The following is a 24,548-nucleotide window of genomic DNA, read 5'->3' on the forward strand; positions in this document are numbered from 1 at the left end:
CCTCAAATGGAGCCACTCACTCCAACATGGTGGACCACTCTGCCTCCCCTGACAGAGTTGCCCATTAGCCCGAATTACCTATCGAGCATACCCATCGGGCAGACGACTTTGGCCGCCTGTCCTACATAGTAAAACCCATAAATGAACCATCGCCCAACTATTGGGCACACATAACGGTTAATCAGTTGAGGGACGGTTAATCAGGTTAAACAGCTGTTTGATCAGCTAATATGATGAAATGAGGGTGTTATGGATATGAAACGATATCAGTATAATCAAATCACCAAGGCAGAGCCCCACGTGGTTCGCTACCGCCTTTATAAGGCCAAAAAGCAGTGGGTCGTTCAAGGGATGACCACGGTGGCTTTATTATTGGGGGTTCACGAGGCACAGGTCCACGGGGTGCCGGGGGTGTTTGCGCCAGATATCACCACCGCAAAGGCCGATACGGTCGATGACCAAGCTGACTCAACAGCACCAGCGACTCCGGCAGCTCAGAGTAATCAAGCAACTGACCAACCAGCGCCTGCGGTTAATACCCCAACGGCCACAGTGACTCCAACTGTTGTCAGTGAGCAAGGAGATCAAGCCACCCAGACGCCAACTCAGCCAGTGACAACGAGCTCGACTGACCAAACATCAGTGACTACTTCGACTGATGGGACCCCAGTTGTGACGCCAACGGCTACAGTTGAAGCGACTGCGCCGACGGCCACAACGGATACGCCGACTGGTACGCTGACTGCGACGTCAATCCCTAACCAAGCTGCTAGTCAAACTGTGCAGACGCAAAGTAACCAGACACAAAGTGACCAGACGCAACTAACGCCAAAGACTACTGTGACAGCCGTTAAGACGTCAACGGTGAAGGCATCAACGGCGAAGGCAGCGATCTCAAAGGCGGCTACCATCAAAGTAAAGAGCCCGGCTGATTTTAACCGTAAAGCGCAAAGGATGACTAACCAAGCGCAAAAGATTACCAAGCAAGTAAATCAAGTGGTCAAAGCCGATGCCAAGCAGGCAAATGCCAAAACCAACGATCGAATTGTCCATAATTCTGGTTTAGATGCACTATCTGCCCACGTCAATAATGAATTTAAGCAGGTCAAACTCACGCTAAGCCAGCCATCAAGCCAACAAGCTCAAAAGTTGGCAGCGATGCAGGCAACTTTGACTCAGGCTAACAATTTGTTGAAGAGCATGCACGCCGAATTAGACGTTGCTAACAAGATGTTGGTGGAAGACAAGCGAGGCGTCAATGCCCGATTCGTTTCGGATGCTAAGGCCACTTTAAATCAGTTAGTGTTGCCAGCGAACACCACGGCCAAAGTTGATGAATATGGCGACTTGGTGGTTACCACGAATCAACATACCAGCTATCAAGCCGTGTTGAATCAATTGACTTCAAAGGGATTAACCAAGCAGTTTAGAAATGTGGTGGATCCAACCCAGCTTTATTATGGGATTAACAGCTATTCAGACGCGGAATTGTTAGCCCAGGCTAAGCTCAATATTGATGCCAAGTTAGCGCCGTTAAAGATTACCCAAGACGTTAGTGACAGCAAAGAGCCGCCATTTTATCAAGCGGCCAACATTACATACTACAATAGCCTGGTCCCTTACTGGCAAAAGCTGCAAACGGCTTATAATTCTGGCAGTGCTGCTGACATGATGTTAGCGGCCGCCGAATATCTTGGCGCGGTTCAAGCGATTCAAAATTATTCCGATGGGCAACTAGGCGCTGGTTCTGACCAAAAACAAGCAACGGATAATACGTCGTTTGCCTTGATTATGAATGTTGACGAATATGATAACCCAATCTTTACGGAAACGACGGGTCGGATTAAAACTGGCGATTTATTGAATCATGCCGGGGTCGTGGTTGATCCGACAAGTTCAGCAACGGATACGGGTTCTTACGTCAACACCCTTCTTTCGCCAAGTGGCCTATCAGCCGCAACTTATTTTGTGGGCAAAGTCGGCGATGACATTGCCAATCCGACAATTAAAGCAACCGTTCCTAACTTTACTTACCAGAGCACCGATTATTCAACGGGTCAGTCGAAGCTGGTTGATATTACGAATGGTAAAACCCTCCAAGTGGTCGTCAACCACTGGACCAGTTCGGCGACACCGGTAACCACAGCCATTAAGGCAACCGTTGGCGATGTGACGAAGGTCGAAGATGGGACGCCAACATTTGCGACCGTGCCCAAGGTGACTTTAAGTGACGCCGCAGGTACCAAGTTGACGGTTCCCGATTTGTCCGCCGATGATTTCGATTGGAGCCAAGTGCAAGCAGCCCCAGCCAGCTACCCGATTACGTTGAATGATACTGGGATTCAAAAAATTCTAGCCGCTAACCCAAATACAACGCTGGCTACCAAAGACATTACGGCTGGCCACGCAATTATTACAGCGAAAGCGGCCACGGCCATTAAGGCAACCGTTGGTGATGTGACGAAGGTCGAAGATGGGACGTCAACATTTGCGACCGTGCCCAAGGTGACATTAAGTGACGCCGCAGGTTCAACATTGACAGTCCCCACTAATTTGACGACTGCCGACTTTGACTGGAGCCAAGTTAAGTCGACGCCGGCCAGCTATTCGATTACGTTGAATGATGACGGTATTCAAAAGATACTAGCCGCCAACCCGAACACGACGCTGGCTGTCGATGACATTACGGCTGGCCACGCAATTATCACAGCGAAAGCGGCGACAGCCATTAAGGCAGCCGTTGGCGATGTGACGAAGGTCGAAGATGGGACGCCAACATTTGCGACCGTGCCAACGGTGACTTTGAGCGATGCCGCAGGTGCCAAGTTGACGGTTCCCGATTTAACAACTGATGATTTTGATTGGAGCCAAGTAAAAGCAGCCCCAGGTACTTACACCATCACCTTGAATGCTAAGGGGATTCAAGAGATTGAAGCTGCCAATGAGAATACGACGTTGGCCGTCGAAGATATCACCGCCGGCCACGCAATCATTACCCCCAAGGCAGCGACCGCGATTAAGGCCACGGTTGGCAACGTCACTAAGGACTATGATGGCACAATCAATTTTAATGATATGCCAACGGTTGAATTGAGTGGCCAATCGAAGCTGACCACGCCGACCTTCACAGCCACTGATTTTGACTGGAGTTTGGTCAAAGCAGACGCCGGCACTTACAAAGTGACGTTGAACGCGACGGGGATGAAAAAAATTACCGCTGATAATGCCAATACCACTTTGGCAGCTAGTGACGTCACTGCCGGGCAAGTCACGATTAATCAGGCGGCGATTACTATTACGGCCGTCAATGCCAGCAAGACGCAGGGTCAAGCCGATCCGAAGTTGACGGCCACAGTGAGCGGCAAGCCAGCCAGCGGTGCAGCCGTTCAATACACGGTCAGCCGGGATGCAGGTGAGACGCCGGGGACCTATGCCATCAAGGTAGTCGCCAGTGAGAAAGCTAATCCGAACTATGCCATAACTGTTAAAGATGGTACCTTTACGATCTCACCCGCCGATAAACTTACGGTGACGGTCGGCAATATCGATAAGACCTATGATGGGACCGGCTTTGATGCCAAAGTTGTCCCAACAGTCACGTTAGCTGGTGGCGATAAGGTCAACACGCCAACGTTTGTTCATGATGACTTCGACTGGGACAACGTTAAAGCCGATGCAGGCATTTACAGCGTGACCCTTAACGCGGCTGGTTTAGAGAAGATCGCCGATGCTAATAAGGGGGCAAAGGTCACCGTAGTGGCCGGTAACGCCGTGATTAAACAGGCGGCCGTCACGATTACGGCTAATGACGCAACGAAGGTCGTGGGTCAAAAGGATCCAGAGTTATCAGCTACCGTCACCGGGAAACCAGCCGCTGGCGCCCCGCTCGTTTATACAGTGAGTCGAGCTGCTGGCGAAACGGCCGCTAAGTACGATATTACGGTGACTGCCACGGCTGCGGCTAATCCGAACTATTTGATCACAACGGCCAAAGGCACCTTCACGATTACTGCCGCTGATACTTTCAACTGGACGGCTCATTACGTTGATGGGGATGGTCATCAAGTGGCTGATCCTGTATCGAAAACTGATTTGCATGCGGGTGATGCTTACAAGACAACTGCCAAGTACGTTGACGGCTACTATTTAACTGCCGAACCAGCTAACGCGACTGGCACGATTAAAGCTGGTGATGTGACGGTCACCTACGTTTATCACAAAGTGGGCAGCTTCACAGTTACCTCACCAAGCGGCCAGACGACTACGATTGCCTATTCGGTGGACCATGATGACCCAACCAAGGTAGCCGCTCCAGCTGGCCAAGTCGTCCCGTATGTAAAGGGCTATAACGCGATTGGGCCAGGCGGTAAATTAACGCTGGTTGATCCTGCTGACCCAACCAAGGGCTACGCTTGGCCAGCCATTACACAAGCCGGCCAGCCGACTGCCATTACCTACGTCGCTGTTAATAATGGTGGTAACGGTGGGAATAGCGGGAATTCTGGCAATAACACCAACGACAACCAAGCAAGTGGCACGGTGACGCCAACGACTAATAATGCTGGTACGACGACTAATCAAACGAACAACGAAACTAATTCGACACCAGTGACTACTGACCAAACGGCTAGTCAATCAAGTAACCAGAAGAAACCGGCAACGGCCAAGCAGGCGAAACCGGCTGCCCGAGCTGCCCAAAAGCAGGCCACGGGTAAGCCAGCCGTTCAAAAGCGCGCGACTGCCGCTAAAGCGAATGGCAAGACCGGTCAATCAACGATTAGCCGTAACGCTGCCACTTTGAAACCGGGTCGATCAGCTTTGGCTAACCAGTCGGGCAAGCAGGGCGTTTCGGCAGCAAAGTTAGGTTCAACTAACCGGAGCGGTCAAGCACTTTCTGGCCAATCTCAAGTTGAAACAGCCACGAGGTTACCGCAAACCGGTGATGCAAGTTCGACAGCCTTAACTTGGTTAGGCGCTATGTTAGCTGGATTTTTAGGATTATTTGGCCTCAAGCGCCGCCGACGAGGATAACCATTAACTTGAAACAAGCTTAAAATCACGAAACTGGGCCAATTCGGCGATCGGATTGCCGAATTGGCCCAGTTTCGCGCTACATACAAGCTAGAAAGAAGATGAACCGTTCTTGTTTATTGAGATGCTGCTCACGAATCCTGAACGCCGGCAGTTAAAGCTGCTTGCGGCCATTCGAACCCAACGCCGAGTGGAGTTTACCGAATTGTCCAGGATCCTTCAATGGCCGTACGTGTCGACCCAACAGGTTTACCGACGGCTCATAGCTAATTATCAAGCAATTACTGGCGAGAAGATTTCTAAAAAGCGATTGGTTGAGCGGTGCGATTGGATCGATCAAGTACTCACTCAGTATCTGATTCGCAATTCAGTGGCATACCAATGCTTGCAAGCAGCGATTCGAGAACAACCCAAACCACTGCTTTCGGTTGGCAGCACGACGATTCTCAACCGCTTGCGGCCGATTGTTGGCTGGTTAGCTGAGCGAAACTTGGACTACAACTTAAGAAGTAATGAACTTCACGGGGATGAACGACTGATTCGGATTTTTGGTTGGCAGCTGTGCGAATTAGGTAATCAAAATTTGCAGTTAGCTGATGATGAAACCGCTTATTTAAAGGCGTTAACTCAATCATTGCCGCCAAAGGTGAAAAGGTCGCCTACAATTAACCGCTTTTTACAGGTGACCGCAGTCCGATTAGCCAAACGGCGGTATTTAACGCAGGAATCTCAGGCACTGCCCAGGTCAAAGCGTAACGAACTGATGCGGTTTACCAGTTTGCCAGCCAAGACCCGCAACGTTCAATTTAACTTGGCAGAAATTTATTGGCTGCAATACATGGTGGTCTACAGCCCGTATTTCGTGGACACGCGGATCACGAAGCTGGTTCGGCCAAAGGAGCGGGCGGTTTTGCCATATTTGATTCAATTAGTGGTGAAAACAGTGATCACGCGACTACAAGTTTATCGCTCGCCGCTTTACTTTGAAGAACTCGATGAATACTTGATGGAGGCGATTCAATTCGCGATTCTTTTGAAACAGCCGCCGATGCAACTCGCTGAACCGGATGAAGTTCAACGGATCCCGGGATTGCGGCGAATTGTTGCGGTGTTGGCTAAGGACATCCCTGAACTGGCCCGATTTGTCGATTTGATAACTGACGTTTTGAGCTGGTATTTGGCACCGTTTGCCTCACAAAAACACATTGAAGTCAGCTACCCCGCCCGGTTTGATGATTACATGGTTGGCATTATCCGCCAGCGATTGATGACCCGGTTCATGAGTATTGATTGGCGACTGCGGCAGGTGCCAATCTCTACAGAGGTGGCCACGCCCTTATTTCAAATTGTAGTCAAACCAATGGTACCAGCTCAAAATCAGTATTATTGGCTGCCATGGTTAAGTATTGAAAACAATATCCGGTTAATGATCGAAAAGGTTGGCCGCTGGTTAGCCGGTCTTACTTGGCCGACCGCCGTGGCTAATAAAGCTGTCCTACAAAAGTGAGCGGAGCAAAGCGGTTAGAAAGCGGAGCCTAAGTTGACTTGGCCGGAAATCCCGGGCTTGGATTTTTGGGCAAGTCGGCTTAGGTGCAGCTTTCTGCTTTGCGCAGTTGTCCTACAAAAGTGAGCGGAGCAAAGCGCTTAGGAATCGGAGCGTAAGTCTCCTTTGTGGGAAATTCCCGGGCTTGGAATTTTTCACAAAGGTGCTTACGCGCAGATTCCTGCTTTGCGCAGCTGTCCTACAAAAATGAGCAGGGGGGATTAAATTGATGGGACAAGTGATCGTGATTAGTTTGGTGATCGTAACCGTCATCGCGATTGGCGCTTGGATTTGGGCGGCAACCCATGATGGGGCAGTTGGCTTGATGGCGTTTTGGACCGTTGTTACGGCCGGGTGCTTGATCGTTGGTGTGGCATATCAGGTTCACGCCAATCATCATCGCCAGGTTGCCCAAAGTAAAGTTGTAAAGACACCCAAGAAGTTAAAGGACAGCACGTATTTTAATGAGCAGGCCAAGCAAACGGCTGCCCAGAAAAAGCAGGCATTGCAAGCGAAGAACCTGCTAAAGCAACTCCGCAGCACCTACCAAGCAACAATCGGGCCAGTCACGTTTGATGCCGCCAAGAAACGCTACGTCGTTCATGTGAAAAAAGCGGCCTATCAGCAGGCCCTAAAAATGATTCGCGAGCACCCAAAGGCAAATCAAAAAGCCCGCCGAACGATTCGGACGAGCTTTAGTGAGGCGACTAAAGTGATGGATCAAGCGTTAAAACAGCCGGGATACCAGTTGGTGTTGATGGCAAACGGGCGAGTGGTGTTAGTGGCTCAAGATGATCGGATTGTGGTGGATAAGTTGAGTGAGTAGTGTAAAAGGGCCTCATTATAGACGTGACTGTAACGCCTTTAATGGGGGCCTTTAGCTGTGGTGACATCGCTTGTAATAACTTTGTAATTACGATATACTTAGTTCGAATCTTAAGGAGGGATTAATCGTGAATAACTTAAAAATTGCGGACACAAAAACGCATAAAACTGGTAACTCAGTCAGTGTAACTTTACCTAAAATCACCGGCTTTTCGAGCAATGAGTCGGTAACAATTGAAAAAGTTGATGAAGATACTTTAATTATCAGGCGCGCCCACAGCCATAAAAATCCATGGACGTCGGGCGCATATGACAATGTTGACTTTCGTGGCCAGCTTGATGATATTGGGTTCAATGCTGGCAATGAGTCCAGGAAAGGTCAAGAACTATGACAACCACTTTCCCTGAACAAGGCGATATTATCGTCTTAGACTTTGAGCCCCATAGTGGACACGAGATGGGCGGACACATAACTAGTCAGCCACGACGTCCTGCTGTGGTTGTATCTAACTCTCAATACAATCGGTTAACGGGATTTGTTATCGTCATGCCGATCACCCACGGCACTAGTCAAATTCAAAAGGGCTTTGAACCGATTCTTGACCCGAGCAGTCGGACAAATGGTTATATCGTGACTTGGCAAACGCCCAATTATGATTACGTTGCCCGTAATGGTGAGATAATTGGTAAAGTTCCCGATAAGCTTCGCAACCATTTGTGTGCCTTAGCCGTCGACATTGTGGCTGCCAACAAATAAACGCAATCCTATCAAAGCTGGGAAATTGGTCGCAGTAATCCTAATGGATCGGCTAAGCGGCTTTTACAGGTACTGATTGATAATCCTCAGTTACTTGATCATTTGTTTGCGCACCAATCAAAATAACAGCTTGAAAGCGACGTCCTTCTCAAATTGGGGACGTCGCTTTTAAGCATGTTGCCATTTTAGGATTGATTATTCACCATCAATAAATGTTTTAGCAATTAACGTCAGATTGATAACCCCATTACCAGTTGGTAACCGAGGTGAACCGGGTCGGGATGTAATTTTGCTGAAGACCGCCGTTGTCTGTTCACCATCATCATGCCAAATACTTGTGAGAAAGGCAATGCGCTCATAGCCCTTTTGAATGCTGTTGTCATTATCAACTACTTGTTGCTCCGTGCTGATCCTCAATCACTTCCAGCCAATCTTTTCGAACAGCAGCAGCCGAAAACCGCTGCAATGGTTCAGTTGCTTGGCGACTATAAACTGCCAAACGCGTTTGGTCAATTAGGAGTTGCTTGATCGCCGTGTACATTGCTTCTTGGTCATTTGGCTGGATTAGGGCGCCGTTGATGCCGGTTTTAATCATTTCGCCCGGTCCGTAATTGACGTTGTAGCTGACAACCGGACAGCCATGGCCCAGTGCCTCTAAAACGGCCATGGAGAAGCCTTCAAACTGGCTGGTGAGAACGGTTATATCCGCTTGTTCGTACGCCGGGGTGAGGTCTTTCACGTAACCGCAGAAATGAATGTAGGCGGCTGCTTGGTTATCAGTGATGAGCCGATGCAGGTGTTGCACCGTCTGCGGGTCACTGGTGCTATCTTCATAACCGTAGATTTTGAGGTCGACGAACGGCAATGTCTGATGTAATCGTAAAGTGATGTGAATGATGTGATCCAGCTGCTTCATTTTGGTCACCCGGGCGACGGCAATGAGTTGGCCGCGTTTGCGGTTGGCGAAGGCTGGTTGATTCATAAATGCGGCGGCTGGTAAATAGCTGACCGGCACCGTATAAGCTTTAACCCCCGGGATCCTCGCTGAAACGTCAGCGGTTTCGGCAGCCGTTGACGAGATGATACCAGCCAGACGGTTCGTCATTTTGGCGATTTGTTTGACGTAAGGGTAAAAGTCGCCGTTTCGCTGGGCATTTTGCGTGAAGGTCGAATGGAGGACAATATAGCGCTTGGCTGGCTGGTTCATCAAACCAAATGGCAGGACGGCGATGTCTTCGCGATCGCAATAAAAGCGGGGATCAGTGTCGGCTTTTGCCAAACAATCTAAAAAGTAGGCCATCAGATGATCAAGGTCGTCGAACTGTAAATGACAGCCACCGTGGGTCAACATGATTAAGCTAAGGATTGGTTGATTATTCGGTCCGCCATGGTAACGAAAAATCATGGTGGCGCGGGCGGCCTGGTCATAATAAACGCGGGTGTTTAATTTACCGGCATCGTCGAAATATTCGGAATAAGCTAAATAGTTAGCTTCATAAAAATCCCGTCGGTCGGTAAAGCCCCATTGGTCAAAGTAGTCAACGTAGTAGATTTCTGAATTAGCGCGAACGACTTTTAGCCGGACTTTGCCATCAACCAGCGCAACCTGGTGATGAATCGGAAGATTAGATAGCCGGTCAATCGCGATAGTTGTATCGACGACTGGCCGGTTGACGTTTGTCCCTAGAAAGTATTGAAATAAATTGATGACCCGGCCGCTAATGCCTAAACGCGCCCAAGTTTGGCGAGCATTTCGAACATAGTTGCGAGTCAAGATGACAGCTGGCTGATTTAAGTCATCAAATAAGTGAAGCCGTTTAATTTCAGCGAGTTCGATCGCCGATGTATAATCGTCAATTTGAGACGTGATGAAGTAATGCATGGTTTACCCCCAACACTGCTGGTTTGTTAACTCATTGATTTTGGCTGTGATTTTCTTCATTGCGGGTGGTCCCAAAGTTAATGAGGCCACTAAGAGTCGCAAAGTAAAGGCCTAACTGCGTGTGGGACGGATTGCCGCTGGGATGTTTTGCTAATTGGTGATTTGGCGTGATTGGCGGGTTGGCCAACTGTGGACTTTGTTGGTTAGTAACTTGGAGGTCCAGTCGCAATTTTTGAATCGGATTGAGGGGTTTCGACATCGTGATTGGAGAAACTGTTGGGACTGTTGGGGGTTCAACGGCAGCCGGCCGCTGCACGGATTTGGTAACGTGGTAGCGGTAGTAAACGGGTTGGTGGCCGGATTGAGCGGCCGTTGCACGTAGATTAGCGTTGGCCGTAATCGTGACTGGTTCTATGCGAGCAGCCGGCTTGGTGGTCACCTTCTTTGCCGGTTTTGGCTTGTTAACAGCAGGTTTAGCTGGTTTAGGGTTCGCTGAAGCAGCGTGAGACAGGCTAGCCGGCTTGGCGGTGGTAGGTTGGGGTTCAACGGTTGCCACCGGGGTGAACGGTTCGGATTCGACGGCAGCGGCCTGCGTAGTGGGTTGGCTAGGCTGCTCGCTTGAAATAGTCGCCGGTTGAACGGTTGGCGTGATTGGCAGCTTCGTGTAGACGTAGCGGATGATGAGTTCACCCTGGTCGTTTAACAGACCGTAATCAAACGAAGCGTCCCAAGTGCCGCTGGCGATTGCTGGCCGAGTGACTAATTGATAGCCAGGAAGGTTAGCCGCTGTGGTTGACCAGCTGCCACCGTATCTGAGGCCATCGCCATTATTAGCGGCTACCGTTACTGGTTTTGATAATTGGTGGCCGGCTTCGTCGGTATCAATGACATAAATGGGGATAACGAGGATTTTGCCAATGTTAAGGTGGCTGCCACCGCCAGTTGTGAGGTCAAACGATAAATCGGTACCAGCACTTTTAAAAGTTTTCAGCAGGTAAAGGCGATTATCGGCAATAAACTGGTTCAGCAAGGTACTCAGATTTTTGTAGAGCAACTGTTGGTCGGTGGTGGTTGCCGGATCCCAAAGATCGCTTTCAAGGTTGCCAGCATTTGGATTGGCTTTGAGTAATTGATAATTTGTCTGATGAGTTTGATTAAACGTCGTTAAATAAGCTGCAACTAAGGCGGTGAATGCCGCTTGCTGCGCTTGGGTTGGCGTATCGTGGACACTGTTTTCGACGAGGTTTGTCAATTGATTGGTCGTGGCGGCCGACGCGTCAGTGGTCGTGACTGTCGGGTCAACTGTTTTCTCAGCTGCAGCCGCTGTGGTTGGGGCAACATCGGGATCGGCGGCAACTGACGTTGATGTTGGCGCAGCAGCGGTCGCTGATTCAGCTGGCTGTGAGTGAGTTGACGTGGACCCGCTGTTTTGGCTGTCATTGGCAGTCATGTCAGTTGTGTTCGGGCTGGCAGCTGATGGTGTCGTTGGCTTGATTGTCGTCGTATCAGCGACTGGATATGGGTCGCCAGTGGTTTGCGATGGGTTGGTCGATTCGGCAGCATCACTGGCTTGATTGGTAGCTGGATAGGTAATTTGTGGCTGATTGGCGGTAGCCGTTGACTCGGTAGCTGTTGAACTCGTTGGTTGAGCGGTTTGGCTGCCGGTTGTTGGCGACTCCGGGTTGGTAGCTGGTTTGAATTCGTCGGCCGAGACGCTTATCGGTGTGCTTGATAGGAGTCCCCAAAAGATGGGAATGAGGCCCAGACCAATTGCTTTTTTGTAAGAGAGCATCTGATGTTCAGGCATTGTGAGGCTCCTTTCTCGATAAGGCGGTGATTTTACCAACCAACTTCTCAACTTTGGCCTGTTTCAAACGAACAATGTTATCACCGAGGGCAGCCCAATCATCAGGCGATGGTGGGTTTCGCCAGATTGTCTGGGACTTCTTAACGGCGGTGGCGTAAAAATCTGATAAATAGATGTCGGTTGCCCTTGAAATATTAGATTCAATCACAATATTGGCGTTGGCAAAACCATTGAGCGTTTTGATGATGTAGTTGTTATAGAGCGTCCCTTGGGAGAAATCAACGCAGATATGCACTTTATCCAAGAGAAACTTCTTGGGGATGCCATTGATAAAGGCAAACATGTAGTCAAAATAAAGGTTGGCCGATTCCCGTTTGTTAAGGGTCATGATTTTTTGGGCCTTGATGTGTTCAATATAGCGATTAATGATGGCATGAAAAATCGGGTAGGTTTGCTTGAAAAAGTTAACCTGATCCAAAGAAATAAACGTTGTGGGTTCAATGTATAGCGTAATAAATCGTAGATGAATCCGAGTCAGTGAGATGAATAAATCAGTAGGATCAAACTGGGCAGGATCACTCAAGGCACCCTCCCGCTTGATTTCAGTAATTAAATCGTTGGTTAATTTGTAAGCTAGGGGATAATCGTCCTTGGTGAGAACTTGCTGGATGCCAGCCGCATATTCTTGGGTTAATAAGAAGGTGTAGAGATAATTCATCTCTTCATCCTTTAATTCGACCCGAAAATGGTCCTTGATGAATGTCTGAATGCTCGTTAGCTTTTCTCGGGTTTGTTTTGGAATATTATCAGCTGAAATTAATTGCTCAGAGATTTGGTGGCCATTGATTGCTCGCAAGATCCAAATCTTCAAGAAGATTTCTAACTTACTTTTTTGAACCGGTTTAATGAGAAAGGTGAATTGAGCCTGAATTCGGATAATCAGGTTATTAATTTGAACGTTCATGTCGGCAAAAGGGCTATCAATGCCGTTAAAGGCCGTGTAAAAGAATTCAAAGATATGTAATCGAAGGACATATTCGTAATCGTTAATGACGTTAGGTGAATGATAAAAATCAGAATTATTCAGGATTTGTTTGAGGGTGACTTCCGAAGCATAAAATTTGGTTTTACTGATGAAGTTCTGCCTCATGAAAGTACCCTTGGATACTGATTTTGATTGGAGAAAGTTGTATTTAAACAGTGCAAATAGGATAGATCTTTTTAAGTATAAAAGCCGAAGTTCATTAATAACCGTTGTCGTGATGTTATGACCTTGGAGAACGTTTTTTTCCGGAGTTGAAATACTGGCATCCTTGGCATATTGGATGCTAGCAAGATCCGTATTGATTGATGTTAATAATTGAGACAGCTTGTATTCTGAGATTGGCAGTGTATCTATAATCGACGACACAGTCACAATTGTATTTTGCTTAACAAAAAATTTTTCCAGCAGCAAAAAGGCCAACTGATCATTTTTTTCGAAGAATAATGTATAATCCATCGTATCCCCCTCAACATTATGGTTCAGATTGGCTGATTAGCTAAGGCAGCGATTTATATCAAGGCTGGTAAGTTTAGAAAGTGTGCCATGCAAAGCTTTGTGCAACAGCCCCTTTAACAAAAATGCCCGAACTGGAAGTTTATAACAAAGAAACCCCATACCCCTACAGCCGTGAAACGACTAGTTTACGCAACGACATTTAAGCACATTACGTTATTCACCCTTAGTTAACCGCATCAATCTAAAGTGCCCATTAAACATAAACAGCATTATCTAACTTATCATTATCGTTCAATTTAAAAGGAAGGTCAAATAAGGGGTGATTTGTCTAAACCCGTTGGCGTATAAGGGATAGAGCAGTTAGAATTAATGATTATCGGGTCCTTTAATTCCGAACTTTTAGAATTTTAATAGAAAGATAAGGAAACTTTATTTTGGGAGATTTTAGGTTGATGGTAGGTGCCGTTAGCGTTTGAATTTAATTAAATTAACTAGTCGTTCCAAGTAGTGGTGGCTAAACTTATGATATGAAGGGGATTTTCAATTAGAGGAAAGCGGATGGTTGGGGGTTATTCTATTAATTGATATAAGAAATAGGTTAATTTCGAATGGCTAACCGTAGTTCTGTCGAATGACGAGAGATTGCTATAATGAGGGTGGGAGGACAGCTGCGCCAGGCAGGAATCTGGCTCTGCTCACTTATGTAGGACAGCTGCGCCAGGCAGAAAGCTGCGTGTAAGCACCTCTGGAAAAAATTCCAAGCCCGGGAATTTCCTCCAGAGGAGCCTTACACTCCGCTTTCTAAGCGCCTGGCTCCGCTCACTTATGTAGGACAGCTGCGCAAAGCAGAAGCTTGCACCTAAGCTATCTCGGCCAAAAATCCAAGCCCGGGATTTCCGGCCGAGATAACTTAGGCTCCAGCTTCTAAGCGCTTTGCTCCGCTCACTTATGTAGGACAGCTACGCAAAGCAGAAAGCTGCACCTAAGTCAACTTGTCCAAAAATCCAGGCCCGGGATTTCCGGCCAAGTCAACTTAGGCTCCGCTTTCTAAGCGCTTTGCTGCGCTCACTTAATATTTAGGAGGGATTACATGGATTTGGACTTGATCGATTTAGGGGGATTCACCCGCCAAGAGACACGGGTGCTTGTGGACACGCCCGAACTGCAACGAACTCGGACAACATTTGATCATCGGTTGATCATTGTGACGGAGGTCGACAAACGAAATCACCAAATTAAAGTCAGTGCTAACTTTCAATGGGAACAAATTGGCAAAAAATGGCGGCCTAACGTTTCGTTACATAACACGCATTTTAAAGATCCGATCGCATAATTGAATGATGGGGTTCATCCAAGGCGGCTAATTAGCTATTCCGGAAAGGGGAAGCTGATTGGCCGCTTTGAATTTTAGAATCCAAGTTACTATGAACCCTATTTACTTGTTGGGGTACGTTGACGATTAATTTACTCATCAATTTGTATCCGGTGCTAAAAAATGACACCCGACCTATTTTTATATAGGACGAGTGTCATTTTATCGTAAGCAGTACAGCTTACCTTAAAGCTACAACAACCGACCGATACCAGGCTCATTCGTTCAAAACCTAGATTGGTTGTCATTATTAATCCACAGATTTTAAAGCTTCCAGCATATCAATCCGATTGATCTTGCGGGCCATTAGGATCATCACAATAACTGAAAAAATAATTGTGAGGATTGCTGAAATTGTTGGATTGGTCCATAAAAGGTTTAAAGTTGTCATGGCTGTCGCCGGTGGTAATGTCTGCATAATGTAGCGATGCAGATAATCTCCACCCCACCAACCAAATAATATTCCGACAGCGGTTAAAAAGAATGTTTCTCGATATACATACAAGACAACTTCCATTGGATAAAAACCCAGTACCTTAATCGTTGAAAGTTCGCGAATGCGTTCTGAAACGTTAATGTTTGTAAGCGTGAAAAGAACCACGAATGCAAGAGCGGATGCACAGAGCGTGATGATCAGAACTAAATTATTTAATCCGTGAAGAATGTTATTGATTTCTGTTTTTTCATCATCAGATTGAACAGCCGTGACAGAAGCATCCGGTTTATTTAGGTTTTTGGAGACCTGATCAATATTTTTAGCTGATCGGTTATTAAGCTTAATCATGTTAGCGTTGTAGTTTGCCGATTGGTTAAAAATCTGTTTGTAGTATGAAGGGGTTAGGTAGATATTGTGCCCCGCATACATCTCAACTATCTTGCCAATTTTAACTTGATGATTTTTGCCATTTGCATCTTTAATGGTGATCTGATCACCAACTTTTTTGCCGGTCAGGGTTGCAAGCTTTTTGGTCATTGCAATGCCGTTTTTAGGCAACGAAAGTTTTTGGTGGGTTTGAGGGTTTCTTAATGAGACATAGGATGAAAAATGATCTGGGTGCTTGGGAACTAGCATCGTGATCGTTTGATTGTTAATATCGTCCTTAGGATGCGTCGTAACTTGTTCATAAAAGACCTTTGTTTTACTTTTGATGCCAGACTGATTGTCAATTGAATCGTCATAGGCTGCCAATTTAGACGAAGATGCATCTGGATTGTAGATACTGATCACATCGTAGTGAACGATTTTTTGATATTGAGTTGATAAAATACCGTTTAAGGAATCACGAATACCAAAGCCGGTAATTAGCAAAGCGGTACATCCTGCAACCCCAATAATCGTCATCGCCATTCGAGTCTTATAACGCGCCAAGTTGCGAATCATGATTTTATAGTTGAATGATAAATGCCGCCAAATAAACGGGATCTTTTCAAGTAACACCTTAGCACCGGCCTTTGGTGGCTTAGGAAGCATCAAAGTTGCGGGGAGTTCTCGTAAAGAAATGCCGGCCGCATATAAGGCTGGTAAAGTGGTTACGGCAATTGATATAACTGTCGAAAGCGTGATCCAGAATGGGTCTAGTGGAGTTTGAAAGTTTGGAATTGAAAAGTTTGCCGCATAGGCTGCAAAAATTCGTCGCGGAAGAAATCCGGTTCCGAAAAGAACCCCAATCAATGATCCTAAAATTCCCGTCGATAGTCCATAAATAATAAAGACTTTGAGCGTATCAAATTTTGTATATCCTAGTGCTCGAAGGGTTCCAAGTTCAATTCGCTTTTGTCCTGCCATTCGTGACATTGTGGTGAAGCACACTAGAAGTGCTACTAGAAAGAAAATAATTGGGAACGTATTTGATAGTGAATCAATTCGCTTTGCGTCCTCACCAAATTGATTATAGCCGGTGTTATAGTCGTTACGACTTTTGATGGTGTAGACGATTTGTTGATCGTTGTTTTGAATGGCTTGTCGCTTATCTTGAAGATTCTTTTGGGCACGATTAATTTTAGCTTGAGCGCTTGAAATTTGAGCTAAATTTTTCTTGATGGTGTTTTCGGCGCTACGCAGCTGGGCTTGCGCCTGAGTACTTGCCGCTGATGCTTGCTGAGCTTGAGAAGTCAGTTGCTGTTGTTTGGCTTTCAGCTGGGCTTTTTTGGTTTTTAATTGTGATTGCTGATGGTTTAAGTTATTTTCAGCAGTTTTGAGTTTGTCCAGGCTACTCTGTTTTTCGTTATTAGTTCGGGTAACGCCACGATCACGGATTTTGTTATCCACATCATTAACATTATCTTGAACTTGTTGTTCATATTGATTAGAGTAGCTGGCACCATGAACGTTATTGTAGGAAATTTTGGCTATCTTTGGTTGGGTCGTTGTAAATGCCGATTTTGTCACAATCCCATAGGTCGATATTTGCCCATTACCGGCTGAAGTTTGGCCCATATTCACTTTTTTAAGATAATCAGGGGAAGTTACAAAGCCAACAATTTTATAGGAAGCTCGTTTTAAATTATCAATTTTGTGGCCACCCTTATTATTGACCAGCCAAAGCGAATCGCCAATTTTATACTTTGACATTTCTCGTTTATCGAGGGCAATTTCATGATTGTTTGTCGGTAATTTACCCTTAAAGACTTTGCTTTTGGATAATGATGTTGATTTGGTGTTTAATCGGATGCTTTTATTGGTATTCTCAATAACCGCATCTTGATAGGTTCCAAATTCAATTTTCTTGACGTGGGGCAGTGATTTCAAATAATTTTGGTCAGATTTGGAGATATCCGTGTTACTAGTTACAACAGCATCTGCCATCTTTTGCTCGGTATAGTAGTTATTTGCCGTTCGTCTCATATCTGGACCGGTAACTTTTAAGCCGATAAGAACGATGACACCAAGAGCAATTAGGGTAGTAACTGAAAGAAAACGAGCAAGTGAAAATTTAAATTCGCGCCGAATGTTTTTTTGTAATGCTTTTTTCATCGTCATCGCCTACCATTCAATTTGTTCAACAGAAGTAGGATTGGCATTTCGAACGTCCGCTTTAACTTTGCCATCAAAGAGCTCAATAACGTGGTCGGCCATTGGCTTGATCATGCCGTTGTGGGTAACAATGATGACGTTTTTTTGCTGCTGGTGACTAAAATCTTGTAGTAATTTTAAAATGCTTTTGCCAGTATGATAATCCAGAGCGCCAGTTGGTTCATCGCATAATAATAATTCTGGATTCTTGGCGATTGCCCGGGCGATTGCCACCCGTTGCTGTTCACCACCAGACAATTGAGCTGGAAAATTTTGAGCGCGACTGGCTAATCCGACGTCTTTGAGCACCTCTTCGGGATTAAGCGCGTCTGGGGCAATTTGAGAGGCTAATTCTACGTTTTCCAAGGCCGTTAAATTGGGAACTAGATTATAAAACTGAAAAACAAATCCAACTGATCGACGGCGATAAGTCGTTAATTTACGGGTGTTATAATTCGCAATATTTTTTCCGTTGATGATAACGTCACCCTTAGTTGGTTTATCCATGCCGCCCAAGATATTGAGAAGTGTTGACTTCCCAGCTCCGGAAGCGCCAACGATAATTGTTAACTCTCCCTTCTTGATTTCAAATGAAATGGCGTCATTAGCACGGACTTCCTCATCTCCCGTTTGGTAGATTTTAGAACTATCTCTAACCTTAATGTAAGTCATGAAATCCCCTCCATTTAAATAAACAATCTGTTGCTTTTAATTCGGAGTATACCGATATGTTAGCCCGTGGGCAACCATTAAAAATGAAAAAAGTGTTGATTTAAATCGTTTATATGGACAATGTGTTGACTTAAATTTCGGGACGGCACATAATTGGTATAAATTTTGATAATGAGGAGGGTTTAAAATGGCAGTTCATCAAAAGATTGTTAATACGGAAGCTAAAATTAAATCAGCGTTTATATTCTTGGTTAATCAAAATGGGCTTGAGAAGCTTAATGTTAAAAACATTACGACATATGCTCGTATTAACAGAAGTACATTTTACGCACATTACGTTGATAAGTTTGAATTGATTGAGCGATATGAATCTCAAATTTTGACCGATATTCAAGCTATTCTTCGCAACAATTTAACCAATACAATGCGCTACCAGGATCCCAAAACAAATAATCTTCAAATCTACCCGATCTTTAATTTGGTTTTGAATTATATCTACGACCAATTCGATTTGATAAAGGCACTTCTTGGGCCCAAAGGGGATCCCCAACTTGAGGTTCAAATCAAACAGATGCTGCTGGAAGTCATTAATGCGGATCTTTATCATGTTAAGGGAACGACAAAAATGACCCCGTTGATTCCTAATAGTTATGCTCACGAAATTGTGCTTGCTGGCTTATTCGATATTGTGAAGTTCTGGCTGTCGCAGTCGGAACCAGATACACCCCAGCAAGTCGCCGATATTATCGCCAGAACCCGCTTCATGAGTCCCTACGATCTTTTAGGCATTGAATCAAAAAGGTGACAACCATCGGTATTAGTGAGCAAGTGGGAGAGCAATGAAGTTGCAACAAATTTTTAAACCAAAGTTATCTGGCTCATTTTCTAAAGAAGATAATGGGTCAAAAACCCTTTGAACAGATTACGATTACTGATGGCGTTAACGGTTTATTCAAAGTATCGATGCCAACTTGAAAATACATTTTTTCCAGATTAGTATATTGGAAATCCAACGATGTTGGCGCTTTCATCAGCTGAATTCCTCTGTTAAAATAACTTACACTATAATAGTGTAGCGGTTGTTAATTGTGAACTTAATGGAGGTTTATTGATTATGGCAGGCTCTCTTAAACACAATATTAGCTTATTTGGATTAGTATCACTTGGCGCTGGCGGCGTTATTGGTAGTAGTTGGATTTATACCAACAGCCAGTTTTTTAAAGTATACGGCGCTGGCGGCGAAATTTTCGGCTTATTAATCGCTTCTGCGTTGGCAGTATTGGTTTCCCTGTCGTTCGCGGAATTATCAACGATCTTTTCTCGATCGGGTGGTGAAGTTGTCTATGGGTATGCGGCGTTTGGCAAGAAGGGCGCCTTGTTTGCCGGCTGGGCTTTATTGGGGGCGTATTTGAGCATTCTTGCATTTTTTGTCACCGCGTCTAGTTTGCTGATTTCGACGATTTTTCCCCAAATTGCGGTTGGGCCATACTACACATTTGCCGGGGTTCGCGTTCATTTAACGGAACTGGCCATTGGGGTGGCCTTTACGTTGCTGATTTTCTTGATCAATTACTACGGGGCCCAACTGACCGGGCGGGTTCAAATTTTATTGTTCCTGTTGCTGGTGATTTTGGGGTTGTCGTTGGTACTCGTTGGCTTTACTCAGGGAAATGCCGGTAATTTCTTACCTGCATTTTCGGCGGAGCAAAACAAGACCTCATCGATTTTCCGGTTTATTTTGCCAGCAATGACCTTCTTAACTGGTTGGGAATCGGTTGCTGTGATGGCTGAAGAGACTAACATCCCCAGAAAACGGATTGGTTTGGTGGTGGTGCTGTCAATTGTGATCGCCGCCCTATACTACTGCTCGGTGTTGTTATCGTCAGCTTGGATTTATCCCTGGGAAAAGACGGCCACGATGCAGATGGGGACAATCGATGCGTTTAAGGCGGCTGGCTTTCCAATTTTAAGCATCTTTGCATATATGATTTCCTTTTTAGGCTTAGCCACTAGTTTTCTATCACTGTTCGCGGCTGCTCCGAGATTGATTTTCTCCCTGGCACGGGGAAACATTCTACCGACTGCCTTTACGAAAATTCACCCTAAGTACGGAACCCCAACCAACGCGTTATGGCTGGTATTAGCGTTGGTTTTAGGCTTAGGCTGGCTTGGCAAGGGAGCCTTGGTTTATTTCCTAGACATGGGTGGCTTCTTGATCGCACTAGCTTGGTCGTTTAGTACGTTTTGTCTATTAAACATTCGCCGGAAATATCCTATGCTAACGGGCGGCTTTCGTAATCGAAACTTAGTTGCGCCGACACTTGGCGGCCTGATTGCCTTGGGGGTTGCGTTGCTGACGCTCATTCCCGGGACACCAGTGTCTTTGGTATGGCCGGCTGAATACGTGATTTTGGCTATTTGGGTGGTCCTTGGTTTGGTTAGTTATGGGATTAGCCGAAAGGATCCAACCGTTTCTGCAGATTTCTTAGGCAGTCATTTGGATGCGGTGATCGATCCTAAAACGGCTGAGCATTCAGATGATTGAGTACATTTAATCGCTAAATAATTGTGAAGGGCGTGGATAACCATAACCAGGCTCTTTTTATTTGTGGGAAACCGGCCAATTGAGTTGTGAAAATGAAGTATAATAGTGAAAATGGCGTTCGATATTTTACTAACTAATTTCATTAATTTAAGAAGGTTGTCATTTTTGATGGCGGCCTCGGCTGGAAACTTGAGATAAGGATCACTTGATGAGATACAAGAGATTAGTGCTACTGGCCGCAACTTGAACTTGGTGGCATGTTTAATTGTAACCGTTATCACAATAAAAAATTGTGAAAATCATTGGAAATTAATGAAATAATATTGTAAAATTGACGTTAATAAATTCGATCTATTTTCATAAGCTAAAAATGAGCGACGCAAACTAGTTAGAAACCGCTAAGTAGGTTAGACCTTTCGAGGCTGTTAAAATAGTTGGTTTTACCAATAGAAACTACCGGTTTTAGGATTTTTGCTGGGATAGCTTGTAGTGGTTTGTGATTGTGGCGTTGGTCTAAGCTGATGACTCATTTGATCGAATTTCCATAATTTGAATGACGGAGAGGAGAATTGATTTTGGATAGTATTAAAAATGAAGTAAAGACTTATCCAGCCTACCTCAAGGGGACATGGCAAGAAAGCCAATCTCATGAGACGATTGCGATTCAATCGCCTTGGAAGCACGATGTCATTGGGAATGTTCAAGCCGTCACTCAGTCAGAAGTAGATGAAAGTATTCATGCTGCTAAGGCGGCCCAAAAGCCATGGGCCAAGTTATCACTAGGTGATCGCGGTCAGTATCTCAATCGTTGGGCCGATGAACTTGAAGCAACCAAGGATGAGATTGCGACGGCTGTCATGAATGAAGTTGGCAAGAATTTTAATGACGCTGAAAATGAAGTTCAACGAACCATTGATTTAATCCGGTATACGGTTCAAGAGGCATTACACATGCACGGTCAAAGTATCCGTGGTGACGGTTTTCCAGGTGGTTCAAAAGAAAAACTGGGGATCATCGAGCGAGTGCCACTTGGTGTTGTTCTAGCGATTTCACCATTTAATTATCCAGTTAATCTAGCCGCTTCTAAGATTGCGCCAGCATTGATGGCTGGTAATGCCGTGATTTTCAAACCGGCAACTCAAGGGTCAATCAGTGGCATCAAGATGATTCAGGCTTTGGATCGGGCAGGCTTTCCACAAGGGATTCTCAGCTTAGTCACTGGCCACGGTTCAGTTATTGGTGATTACTTAACTGAACACCCAGACATTAACATGATCAGTTTTACCGGTAGCACCCGAACGGGTAAACATCTGTCGCAAAAATCAATCATGATTCCACTGGTATTGGAACTTGGCGGCAAGGACCCGGCAATTGTCTGCGATGATGCAGATTTGGATGTTACTGCTGATAATATTATTAAGGGTGCTTATGCTTATTCTGGTCAACGCTGCACGGCCGTTAAACGGGTCTTGGTCGATGATAAGGTAGCCGATGAGTTAGTTGCCAAATTAAAAGAAAAAGTTGAAAATTTATCAGTTGGTTCCCCGGTTAATGACAGCACAATTGTGCCATTAATTGATAACAAAGCTGCGGATTTTGTTCAGGGATTAATCGATGATGCCCTTGATAAGGGGGCGACGTTGGTCACTGGCAATCAGCGGGATGGTAATCTACTCGCACCAACCCTGCTTGATCATGTGACTCAGGAGATGGAGATTGCGTGGGTTGAACCATTTGGCCCCGTATTGCCAATTATTCGGGTTCATTCGCTGGATGAAGCCATTGAGATTGCAAACAAATCCAAGTTTGGACTCCAGGCCAGCGTCTTTACTCAAGATATCGATAAAGCAATCCAAATTGCCGGCGCTGTTGAGGTTGGGACGGTTCAAGTAAACGGTCGCCCACAACGGGGACCTGACAATTTCCCATTCCTGGGGGTTAAGGCTTCTGGAATGGGTACTCAAGGTGTTCATAATAGTATTTTATCAATGTCAAGAGAAAAATTGACGGTCATTAACTTAAAACGGTAATGACCGATTGGGTAACAGAATGATACGTTGATGTTTCACATGAAACACGATTAAAAACCACGGATTTAGCGCACATTCCACTGAGGTAGTGAGATGTCGGGCTGACGATCCGTGGTTTTTTTGAAATGATAGTTATTGGCTGTTTTTTTACGCTAGTTAGGACGTGGCAAAAGTTAGTATTAGTTTTGTGATGATGATTTCTAAACTTAGAAGATGGAATACGATAATTCGTTTATTTAGCGGAGATTGTTTCTTGAGAATCTCGATATAGCAGAACCTTTTTTTCAGTTTTGACAGTCACTCGACCATTTTTAATAATGAAAAGTCGCTCAGGAATGTCAATGACAGCATCATTTTTCTTTTTAGTATCTAATAATACTAAGTCAGCTCTATCGCTTTCATTAATTCCGTAATTTGTTAGTCTAAGTGCTTTTGCGGGATTATATGTTAACATATCTAAGACAGTGGGCAAATCCGATAAACCACCTAAGTGAGAAACTGGTATAGCTAAGAAGCCAACTTGCATGATATCGCCATTCCCATAGGGGGTAAAAGGATTACGAATATTATTTGTTGACAATGAAACATTAACGCCACCATCACGGAGCTTTCGAACAGGGGTGACACATCGACGGACATTGTATGCATCATTGCGCCCGCCTAAATGCAAATCTGTTTCTGGTAATGACATGACATTGATTTGTGCCTCGTGCATCAATTCAATGATTGGTTGAAGCTGTTCAGGCGGTAATGCCGCCAAGGCTGTTTCATGACCAACAGAAACTCGTCCTTGCATTCCTTCTTCGATAGTCTTACGAGCAATGTAATCAATCGTGATGTTATCAGCATCGTCAAAAAAATCCTGATGAAAATCAATATCCTTATCATATTTTTTAGCCAATTGAAAAATAAAATCAATGTGTTGTTTAGGACTGGGGTCAACGTAAGGGATGCCACCTACAACATCAGCTCCCATTTGCATTGCTTGATCCATCATTTCAGTCATCCCTGGTAGTTTGAATATGCCATCCTGTGGGAATGCAACTATCTGAATATCGATCATATCTTTGTATTCGTCTTTTAATTGGAGAATAGTTTTAAATCCATCAAAGCCGGTTTCAGGAGAAAATTCTGCGTGGGTTCTCATACTAGTAACTCCGTGGGAAATTTCCATCTCAAGGGCTGCCTTTGCGCGTTTATATATATCCTCTCTTGTAAACATTGGCTTAGCCTTTGCCGTAACTTCAATTGCTTCTTTGAGCGTTCCAGACTGATTATGAACTCGATTAGAAATCAAAGCCTTGTCTAAATGAATATGAGATTCAACTAACCCGGGGATTAAAACATGCCCATCACCGTTAATTATTTTTTTGGTTGGTTCATCAATTGGACAAGGAGAAATTTGTTTGATCTTGTTACCTTGGATTGCAACATTCATAAGCGGCTTGTTATCACTAATCCGTACATTCTTTAATAAGAGATCTACCATAATTGCACCTCGCTAGTTCATTCTTAACTACCAATGTCAAATATTGCGCCAACTGATAGTAAGCGCTTACAAGTCCTATTC

16 protein-coding genes are annotated in these 24,548 nt (G+C 45.2%); 9 read left to right on the forward strand and 7 right to left on the reverse strand.

From position 1 onward, the window contains the following. Window positions 1–249 precede the first annotated feature (249 nt). From YK48G_RS07240 to YK48G_RS07260, 5 genes are all read left to right on the forward strand, one after another. The gene (locus YK48G_RS07240) at window positions 250–5,031 is read left to right on the forward strand and encodes an MBG domain-containing protein (RefSeq protein ID WP_203630038.1); all 4,782 of its coding nucleotides are present in this window, start codon (window positions 250–252) and stop codon (window positions 5,029–5,031) included. Between the two features lie 112 nt (window positions 5,032–5,143). Further along, window positions 5,144–6,538, forward strand: coding sequence for a helix-turn-helix domain-containing protein (locus YK48G_RS07245; protein ID WP_203630039.1), 1,395 nt, complete (start codon window positions 5,144–5,146; stop codon window positions 6,536–6,538). A 262-nt stretch (window positions 6,539–6,800) separates the two neighbouring features. Then, on the forward strand, window positions 6,801–7,400 hold the full coding sequence (locus tag YK48G_RS07250) for a hypothetical protein (RefSeq protein WP_203630040.1): 600 nt from the start codon (window positions 6,801–6,803) through the stop codon (window positions 7,398–7,400). 127 nt (window positions 7,401–7,527) lie between these two features. Continuing rightward, window positions 7,528–7,791, forward strand: coding sequence for an antitoxin (locus tag YK48G_RS07255; protein ID WP_203630041.1), 264 nt, complete (start codon window positions 7,528–7,530; stop codon window positions 7,789–7,791). Further along, window positions 7,788–8,156, forward strand: a complete 369-nt coding sequence (locus YK48G_RS07260) for a type II toxin-antitoxin system PemK/MazF family toxin (RefSeq protein WP_203630042.1) — start codon at window positions 7,788–7,790, stop codon at window positions 8,154–8,156. Before YK48G_RS07255 ends, YK48G_RS07260 begins: the two co-directional genes overlap by 4 nt. Before the next feature lie 195 nt (window positions 8,157–8,351). On the opposite strand, the gene YK48G_RS07265 is transcribed toward YK48G_RS07260, so the two are convergent. Genes YK48G_RS07265 through YK48G_RS07280 form a run of 4 tightly spaced genes read right to left on the reverse strand, consistent with a single transcriptional unit; the run spans window position 8,352 to window position 13,346 of the window. Next, window positions 8,352–8,573, reverse strand: a complete 222-nt coding sequence (locus tag YK48G_RS07265) for a hypothetical protein (protein WP_203630043.1) — start codon at window positions 8,571–8,573, stop codon at window positions 8,352–8,354. Then, a complete protein-coding gene (locus tag YK48G_RS07270; protein ID WP_203630044.1) occupies window positions 8,542–10,038 on the reverse strand; it encodes a glycosyltransferase in 1,497 nt (498 codons plus the stop codon). The genes YK48G_RS07265 and YK48G_RS07270 overlap by 32 nt, the downstream gene beginning before the upstream one ends. A gap of 31 nt (window positions 10,039–10,069) precedes the next feature. Beyond that, window positions 10,070–11,845: a hypothetical protein gene (locus tag YK48G_RS07275; RefSeq protein WP_203630045.1), complete on the reverse strand. Its 1,776-nt coding sequence runs from the start codon at window positions 11,843–11,845 to the stop codon at window positions 10,070–10,072. Continuing rightward, a complete protein-coding gene (locus tag YK48G_RS07280) occupies window positions 11,838–13,346 on the reverse strand; it encodes a BglG family transcription antiterminator (protein WP_203630046.1) in 1,509 nt (502 codons plus the stop codon). The genes YK48G_RS07275 and YK48G_RS07280 overlap by 8 nt, the downstream gene beginning before the upstream one ends. 1,090 nt (window positions 13,347–14,436) lie before the next feature. Here YK48G_RS07280 and YK48G_RS07285 point away from each other — a divergent pair. Further along, the gene (locus YK48G_RS07285; RefSeq protein ID WP_203630047.1) at window positions 14,437–14,679 is read left to right on the forward strand and encodes a hypothetical protein; all 243 of its coding nucleotides are present in this window, start codon (window positions 14,437–14,439) and stop codon (window positions 14,677–14,679) included. A 289-nt stretch (window positions 14,680–14,968) separates the two neighbouring features. Here YK48G_RS07285 and YK48G_RS07290 read toward each other — a convergent pair whose 3' ends face one another. Together YK48G_RS07290 and YK48G_RS07295 are read right to left on the reverse strand one after the other, a co-directional pair. Then, on the reverse strand, window positions 14,969–17,692 hold the full coding sequence (locus tag YK48G_RS07290; RefSeq protein WP_203630048.1) for an ABC transporter permease: 2,724 nt from the start codon (window positions 17,690–17,692) through the stop codon (window positions 14,969–14,971). A gap of 9 nt (window positions 17,693–17,701) precedes the next feature. After that, window positions 17,702–18,403 carry an ABC transporter ATP-binding protein gene (locus tag YK48G_RS07295; RefSeq protein ID WP_203630049.1) on the reverse strand — a complete coding sequence of 234 codons (702 nt, stop codon included), beginning with the start codon at window positions 18,401–18,403 and terminating at the stop codon, window positions 17,702–17,704. 187 nt (window positions 18,404–18,590) lie between these two features. Here YK48G_RS07295 and YK48G_RS07300 point away from each other — a divergent pair, with 187 nt between their 5' ends. From YK48G_RS07300 to YK48G_RS07310, 3 genes are all read left to right on the forward strand, one after another. Beyond that, window positions 18,591–19,208: a TetR-like C-terminal domain-containing protein gene (locus YK48G_RS07300; RefSeq protein WP_203630050.1), complete on the forward strand. Its 618-nt coding sequence runs from the start codon at window positions 18,591–18,593 to the stop codon at window positions 19,206–19,208. 309 nt (window positions 19,209–19,517) lie between these two features. Next, on the forward strand, window positions 19,518–20,948 hold the full coding sequence (locus YK48G_RS07305) for an APC family permease (RefSeq protein WP_203630051.1): 1,431 nt from the start codon (window positions 19,518–19,520) through the stop codon (window positions 20,946–20,948). 575 nt (window positions 20,949–21,523) lie between these two features. Next, window positions 21,524–22,978 (forward strand): NADP-dependent glyceraldehyde-3-phosphate dehydrogenase, encoded by a 1,455-nt coding sequence (locus YK48G_RS07310; protein WP_203630052.1) that lies wholly within the window; start codon window positions 21,524–21,526, stop codon window positions 22,976–22,978. A 232-nt stretch (window positions 22,979–23,210) separates the two neighbouring features. Here YK48G_RS07310 and YK48G_RS07315 read toward each other — a convergent pair whose 3' ends face one another. Then, window positions 23,211–24,467, reverse strand: coding sequence for an amidohydrolase family protein (locus tag YK48G_RS07315; protein ID WP_203630053.1), 1,257 nt, complete (start codon window positions 24,465–24,467; stop codon window positions 23,211–23,213). Window positions 24,468–24,548 lie beyond the last annotated feature (81 nt).

This window comes from Lentilactobacillus fungorum (assembly GCF_016860605.1).
Classification (GTDB): Bacteria; Bacillota; Bacilli; order Lactobacillales; family Lactobacillaceae; genus Lentilactobacillus; species Lentilactobacillus fungorum.